This is a genomic window from Enterococcus sp. RTP21361st1_A6_RTP21361_211029 (assembly GCF_040910045.1).
Taxonomy (GTDB): Bacteria; Bacillota; Bacilli; order Lactobacillales; family Enterococcaceae; genus Enterococcus_D; species Enterococcus_D gallinarum.
This window is the reverse complement of sequence record NZ_JBDGBK010000134.1, coordinates 1-6,002: the sequence shown is the minus strand read 5'-3', so window position 1 is coordinate 6,002 and position 6,002 is coordinate 1. Positions and strand designations below refer to the sequence as shown.

At 37.8% G+C, this 6,002-nt stretch carries 6 protein-coding genes and 1 pseudogene; 4 read left to right on the top strand and 3 right to left on the bottom strand.

Annotated features, from left to right (window positions below):
• From AB5Z52_RS15800 to AB5Z52_RS15790, 3 genes and pseudogenes are all read right to left on the bottom strand, one after another.
• Positions 1 to 421 (bottom strand): annotated as a pseudogene (locus tag AB5Z52_RS15800) (transposase); the annotation flags it as partial.
• Between the two features lie 148 nt (positions 422 to 569).
• Positions 570 to 1,505: an IS110 family transposase gene (locus tag AB5Z52_RS15795; protein ID WP_002349179.1), complete on the bottom strand. Its 936-nt coding sequence runs from the start codon at positions 1,503 to 1,505 to the stop codon at positions 570 to 572.
• Positions 1,486 to 1,812 (bottom strand): transposase, encoded by a 327-nt coding sequence (locus AB5Z52_RS15790; RefSeq protein WP_002303711.1) that lies wholly within the window; start codon positions 1,810 to 1,812, stop codon positions 1,486 to 1,488. Before AB5Z52_RS15790 ends, AB5Z52_RS15795 begins: the two co-directional genes overlap by 20 nt.
• 967 nt (positions 1,813 to 2,779) lie before the next feature.
• On the opposite strand from AB5Z52_RS15790, the gene AB5Z52_RS15785 reads away from it, so the two are divergent.
• The 4 genes from AB5Z52_RS15785 to AB5Z52_RS15770 all read left to right on the top strand — a co-directional run bounded on the left by AB5Z52_RS15785 (position 2,780) and on the right by AB5Z52_RS15770 (position 5,891).
• The gene (locus tag AB5Z52_RS15785) at positions 2,780 to 2,929 is read left to right on the top strand and encodes a hypothetical protein (RefSeq protein WP_002302365.1); all 150 of its coding nucleotides are present in this window, start codon (positions 2,780 to 2,782) and stop codon (positions 2,927 to 2,929) included.
• Positions 2,930 to 3,203: 274 nt separating this feature from the next.
• Positions 3,204 to 4,004, top strand: coding sequence for a TrmB family transcriptional regulator (locus tag AB5Z52_RS15780; protein ID WP_002303713.1), 801 nt, complete (start codon positions 3,204 to 3,206; stop codon positions 4,002 to 4,004).
• 15 nt (positions 4,005 to 4,019) lie between these two features.
• Positions 4,020 to 4,898, top strand: a complete 879-nt coding sequence (locus AB5Z52_RS15775) for a sulfite exporter TauE/SafE family protein (RefSeq protein ID WP_002302368.1) — start codon at positions 4,020 to 4,022, stop codon at positions 4,896 to 4,898.
• 12 nt (positions 4,899 to 4,910) lie between these two features.
• Positions 4,911 to 5,891 (top strand): ornithine cyclodeaminase family protein, encoded by a 981-nt coding sequence (locus AB5Z52_RS15770; RefSeq protein ID WP_002303714.1) that lies wholly within the window; start codon positions 4,911 to 4,913, stop codon positions 5,889 to 5,891.
• Positions 5,892 to 6,002 lie beyond the last annotated feature (111 nt).

The following is a 6,002-nucleotide window of genomic DNA, read 5'->3' as shown; positions in this document are numbered from 1 at the left end:
TCTTCCTGAACGATCTCTTCTAAGTCGGACTCATTTTCGATCGGTTTCGCTTGATAATAGTAGGTTTGACGAGAAATATTTAGAATTTTGCACATCGCTGATATGGAATATTTATGCTTGTTGGCATCAATTACTTGTCTTTTCGTCCGAATATCAGCGCCGCTTGCTTTAAAATATCATTCTCCATTTCGAGTTGCTTATTTTTCTTTCTTAGTGCGATCAATTCTGCTTGTTCTGGTGTTAAGTTGTCTCTTTCTTTGAATGAGCCCGTTGATTGTGCTTGCTTCATCCATTTATCGAAAGAAGAAGGCGTAAGCTCATACTCTCGAATAATTTCTGCGCGAGGCTTACCAGCGAGATAGAGATCGACGATTTGTTGTTTGAATTCTTTTGAATAGGTTCTTCGTTGACGTCTTGACATGAAAAATCCTCCAGTGTGTTTTTTATTATTCTACACACCTTATTTTTTCTGTCTAGTCTAGTGTAGCCGATTCATAAGCCTACCGTTTTCAAAATTTTTGAAATGGAAGACAACGAGTCTATTTAGGAAGAATCAACGTAACTTTGGTTTAAGCACTATCTATAATGGTATATCCGCGTTTTCTTAAAAGGTCCAGAGCTTGGGATTGCGTCAGAACTTTCTCTTCTTTCGCAGGTTTTGGCTCCAGATATCCTTTAGCAGAATAGGGTTCCACCTTTGATAAGACATTCCAGATAGCGGTCAGGAGCATCTTACAAATAGCAATGATAGCTTTCTTGTGTCCACGATTCGCTTTGATTCTACGATAGCGATTTTTAAATTCTGGATGTTCTTTGGATCTGAGAAGAGCATTGGCAATCTGTACAAGTAGCGGTTTCAACGACTGCCCTGCACGAGAGATACGTGTTGATTTTGTTCGTCGGGCACTGCGATCGTTTCTTGGACAGCATCCAGCCCAAGAAATAAAGTGTTTCGAAGTTGGAAACACGGACATATCCGGTCCTATTTCTGAAAGAATCGCAATCGCTGTTATTGGCTGAGTGTCTAAGCCCGGTATGGTACGAAGTAGTTCCAAAACAGGGGAGAAGGGTTCTGCAAGAGCTTGAATCTCTAGATTGATCTCTTCTCGATGCTTCTCAATCTCGTTAATATGGTTGAGGCATTGGCGAAGCTTAATCGCTTGAGGTACAGAAATCGCCCCCTCAACTGCCGCTTGGATTTCTTCAACGGGAGTTTTACAACGGGCATGGATAAATGGTCGAACATCAAATGATTCACCGGGATGTTCTAACAAGTATTGGATGATAGAAGTGGATGATTTTCCGAACACATCACTAAAAACATCATCTAGTTTCAGATTAGAAACGGTTAAGCAGTTTAAAGCACGATTCTTTTCACTTGTTTTCATGTTGGTCAGTTTCGTCCGATAACGCATTAGATCACGAAGCTGGCGGATTTCAAGACCAGGAATAAAACTGGGTTTGATCATGTCGCACATAAAGAGATCACAAATCCATTTTTGCATCTTTGCGATCTGTTTTATTTCCTTTCTGGGGTTTGGTGTACTTCGGATGAGCCAGTGTGACAAAACAAGTTTTTTCAAGAATATTAAAAACAGGGATCCAAAATTTACCGGAAGATTCCAAACACACATCCTTACAGTTGTATTTAGCAAGCCATTCAGCTAATTCATTGAGACCTTTTGTAAAGGAAGAGAAGCGAGCTTGCTTATACACTGTACGACCATTCGCATCTGTGATTCCGATACACGCATAGATCCACGTTTTGTGGACATCCAAGCCACAACAATTTTTACGAAAGATTTTGAACATAGCAACCTCCTGTAAAAAAATAGTACAGGTTTGGTAGGGACTGGTCATCCGGCGAAATCGAGTCAACTTCGGAAGAGATAAGTTTACGGGCTACGGGTTTGCGCCATTCATTGATGCCTTAACGGATGACCGACACCATATAATTATGCGGGGTTGCCGCTATACAGCCCCGCCACTCACCTCCTCGGGTTCTGTAGTGTACCAGGGACCTGCAAGGAAAGGGTAACACGGAATAAAAAAAGAAAGAAAGCGCTCTAAGGTTTTCATCACCTCATTGGTGCCTTTCGTAGGAAGGCGGATTTATAATTATGAAAACTTTATTTTTAGTATCCTCATTATAATGCTGGATTCGCTGATTGATTCGTTTCCTAATAATGCTATCTTTGGTTTGTGCAGGTGGGTAATCGATAAATTAATTTGGTATTAGCATTGTTCCACCACTCATAGAAATATAAGTTTTTACAGTTTATTTTTGATAAGGCCAATCATGCTATTTTTCCGATTAATTTGATGATTTATCTTATTTAATACTTAAATGAATTAACCAACCATTTTCAGCAGCAAGTTGTCTCCGAGGCGGACGACATTTTGGGAGATTTCAATTTCTTTTTGTTTCTATTCACCTCACTTTTTTGTTTTTGGAGGTCATTTTCGTATAGCTAAGCGTTCGTCGGCGTGCTTTGGGTTCACAACGTGTGGTAGGACAAAACAAGGGATTGCTGTAGGAAAAAGTTTTTTATGAAATAGGCAAAAAAGTTTTTCCGCCCCTTGTTTTGTCCTGCCATTCGTTGTAAAAGCACCGTCGCCGATGATCGCTTAGATTAGGTATACGAAAGTGACCAACGAAAAAAGTATGGGAATAAAAATAAATCACAGTGAAATCTCCCGAAAGGTCAAGATAGTTTTAATAAAAAACCTATTTTTTTTGATAATGTGATGATATCAAATAGTTAAATGAGGTATTTATATGAAGAAAAAAGTCATTCCTTATTGTCCAAAACCTAGAAATGCTTTTGAAAGGGGTTTATTTAAATATTTTGAAGGCAAAAAAGGACAAGACCATAAAGAGGAGAATCAAAAAAAGAAGTCTAAGAAAAGAAGTGAGTATGTTTTTTAGAAAGAATAAAACTGGAACGTAAAGATTTACAAGTAATCAGTAACCCGTACCTTTTATATTTAAAGAGGTTGTTTTTCTATAAATCGTTGTAAAGAATGACTAAGTTGTATTATTTTTTCACAAATATTCATATTATAATGTTTCTTTTTAATAAAAATCTTGTTTTTAAGCTAATTATTATATGTGTGTTATTGAACTAACTCTTGACAGATAATCAAAAAGAATTTATAGTTGTTACCGTAGTAGCTACTAAAAATAAAGTGAGGATTAATCAATGGAAACGATTATTCAAATCATGAAAAAATATGATTTTTCAGAGATGGAGACAAGAGTGTATACCACACTATTAGAAAAAGGTAATCTTACAGGATATGAAGTAAGTAAAATCTCAGGTGTGCCACGCTCGAAAGTATATAATATTTTGGAAAAACTATTAAAAAAGAATTTGATTGTCGTTAATAAATCAGAACCTAAACTTTATCATGCCATCTCGGCAAATGAGTTTTTAGAGAAATTAGAAAAAAGTGTTAAAAATGATCTTTCTTTTCTTACCAAGAATCTAGGGATGATCAAAGAAAAAGATGAAGAAGAAATGCTGTGGAAAGTTGATGGTATCGAGTATGTTCTGGATAAAGTAGAGCATTTGGTGAAAAACGCAAAAGAAAGTTTGCTCATTCAAGTTTGGCATGAGAATTTCACGGATTCACTACTAAAGGCATTGCAGCAAGCTGAAAAAAGAGTTGATAAGTTTGTACTGATTTTATTCAGTTCTACCCATGAATATGATCTTCCCTTAGAAAAGTATTATATTCATGGTTTTGAAACAGACAAACTTGCTGACTTTGGAGCAAGATGGATCAACATCGTCGCCGATGAGCAAGAAGTCGTGTTTGGTACCATTAACGAAGAACTGCAATCAACCGATGTCACTTGGACAAAAAACCACGCCATGGTCAATCTAGCAAAAGAATATGTCAAACATGATGCATATACACTAAAAGTGATTGCAGAATCTCCTGAAGAACTTAAAGCAAAATATGGTGAGGGCTTTGAGGGAATCAGAAAGATTTACTAGTAGGAGGAATTTTTTATGATTCGGAATATTTTGCTGACACTAATTGTCGCAATCAATCTATATTTTATTATTTACTTTCTAAGAGACCTTTTCAAAAACAAACAAAATTTCAAAGAAGAACCAGGGGATATGCGTCTGTTGCCCTTCACGTCATTTATCATCTTCTTTCTTTCAACATTTGGCGTTTCCGACTTTGCTATCGGAACCGTCCTTTATCCAAAGTTGAAATGGGTCAGCATGAAAAAACTACCCGGAACGTTGAATACCCAATGTGTAGTACCGGTAGCCGTCATGGCATTGTCTTACATCACTGCCATCAACGTAGGGATCAAGACACTAGCTGTTTGTATTATCTGCCAAATTATCGGTGCATATTTAGGACCAAGATTTGTCGTGAAGTTACCAGAGAAAACGATCAAACTGTTTGTCGGCATAGGATTGGTCATTGCTGCATTGTTGATTTTTGCAGGACAAATGAACTGGATTCCATCAAACGGAACAGCCAGTGAATTGTATGGCGGAAAATTAATCTTGGCAGGATTTTTACTCTTTGTCTATGGTGCATTGAACAATATCGGCATTGGTTCTTATGCGTTAACGATGGTAACTGTCTACTTGCTAGGCTTGAATCCAGTTGCAGCCTTTCCTATTATGATGGGGGCTTGTACCTTCTCAGTACCGATCGGCAGTGTTCAATTCATTAAATTTAATGAATACAGCAGAAAAATCACACTTTTTACTTCAACCTTCGGTGTATTGGGGGTATTGGTCGCTGTATTCCTAGTCAAATCTTTAGATACCTATATCCTGAAATGGATCGTGATTTTGGTCTTACTATACAGTGCATATACGATGTTGGGCAGTCAATTAAAAAAAGTTACAGCAGCTAATTAAGGAGCGATTCAAATGTTATTTCTTAAAAAAGAAGATATTATCAAAAGTTTTTCAATGAGAGAAGCCATCGATGCGGACAAAAAAGCACTATCATTGTATTCAGCAGGAAAGGCAAGTGTGCCTCTTCGCACCAATATCGATGTGCCAAAAAGCAACGGACAAAGCTTATATATGCCTGCTTATGTAGAAGGTGGCGAAGGCGCGCTAGGTGTCAAAATCGTTTCCGTGTATCCTGAAAACATCAAGAAAAACTTACCAAGTGTACCAGCAACGATGATCGTATTGGATCCAGAAACGGGTATGGTATCCGCTTGTTTGGATGGTACTTATTTGACACAATTAAGAACAGGCGCTGTTCAAGGAGCAGCAACAGAACTTCTTGCAAGAGAAGATGCTAAAATTGGCGCGCTGATTGGAACCGGCGGACAAGCACAGTCACAATTAGAAGCAATGTTGACCGTTCGTAAATTAGAAGAAGTTCGGATTTTTGATATTGATTTTGAGCGTGCCAGCCAATTTGCTGAAAAAATGATGCAACAATTTTCTGTAACGATGCGCCCAACAAAAACCAGTCAAGAATGCGTTGAAGGAGCAGACATCATTACAAGTGTGACCACTTCAAAACGTGCGACATTCTCTGCTGAGTGGGTCAAAAAAGGTGCGCACATCAATGGAGTCGGTGCTTACACACCGGAAATGTGTGAAATTCCACGAGAAATAATCAAAGCCGCAGATGTTGTTATTTTTGATACCATGGACGGTGTTCTAAAAGAAGCTGGGGACTTCATTTCACCGCTGCAAGATGGGTATATTCAAAGAGACAGCTATCATGGGGAACTAGGCCAACTGATCAATGAAGAATTGATCGGTCGGACAAGTGGAGAACAAATCACGATCTTCAAAACAGTTGGTTCGGCTGTATTAGATGTGGTAGTTGCGACAGAAATCGTTAAGAAAGCTAAAGAAAATAATTTGGGAAAATTGATTTTCTAATTAAAAAGGCTGAAATTAAAACCTTTATTATTGCCCTGAATAATTCATAAAATTTCAGGAAACTACAAATAACCTTGCTGCAATAGCATTTTTCACTTGTTCGATAAGCAC

Excerpts from the sequence above, each read along its gene's own strand:
- AB5Z52_RS15795 (WP_002349179.1), bottom strand. The coding sequence starts at position 1,505 with ATGCAAAAATGGATTTGTGATCTCTTTATGTGCGACATGATCAAACCC.
- AB5Z52_RS15790 (WP_002303711.1), bottom strand. The coding sequence starts at position 1,812 with ATGTTCAAAATCTTTCGTAAAAATTGTTGTGGCTTGGATGTCCACAAA.
- AB5Z52_RS15785 (WP_002302365.1), top strand. The coding sequence starts at position 2,780 with ATGAAGAAAAAAGTCATTCCTTATTGTCCAAAACCTAGAAATGCTTTT.
- AB5Z52_RS15780 (WP_002303713.1), top strand. The coding sequence starts at position 3,204 with ATGGAAACGATTATTCAAATCATGAAAAAATATGATTTTTCAGAGATG.
- AB5Z52_RS15775 (WP_002302368.1), top strand. The coding sequence starts at position 4,020 with ATGATTCGGAATATTTTGCTGACACTAATTGTCGCAATCAATCTATAT.
- AB5Z52_RS15770 (WP_002303714.1), top strand. The coding sequence starts at position 4,911 with ATGTTATTTCTTAAAAAAGAAGATATTATCAAAAGTTTTTCAATGAGA.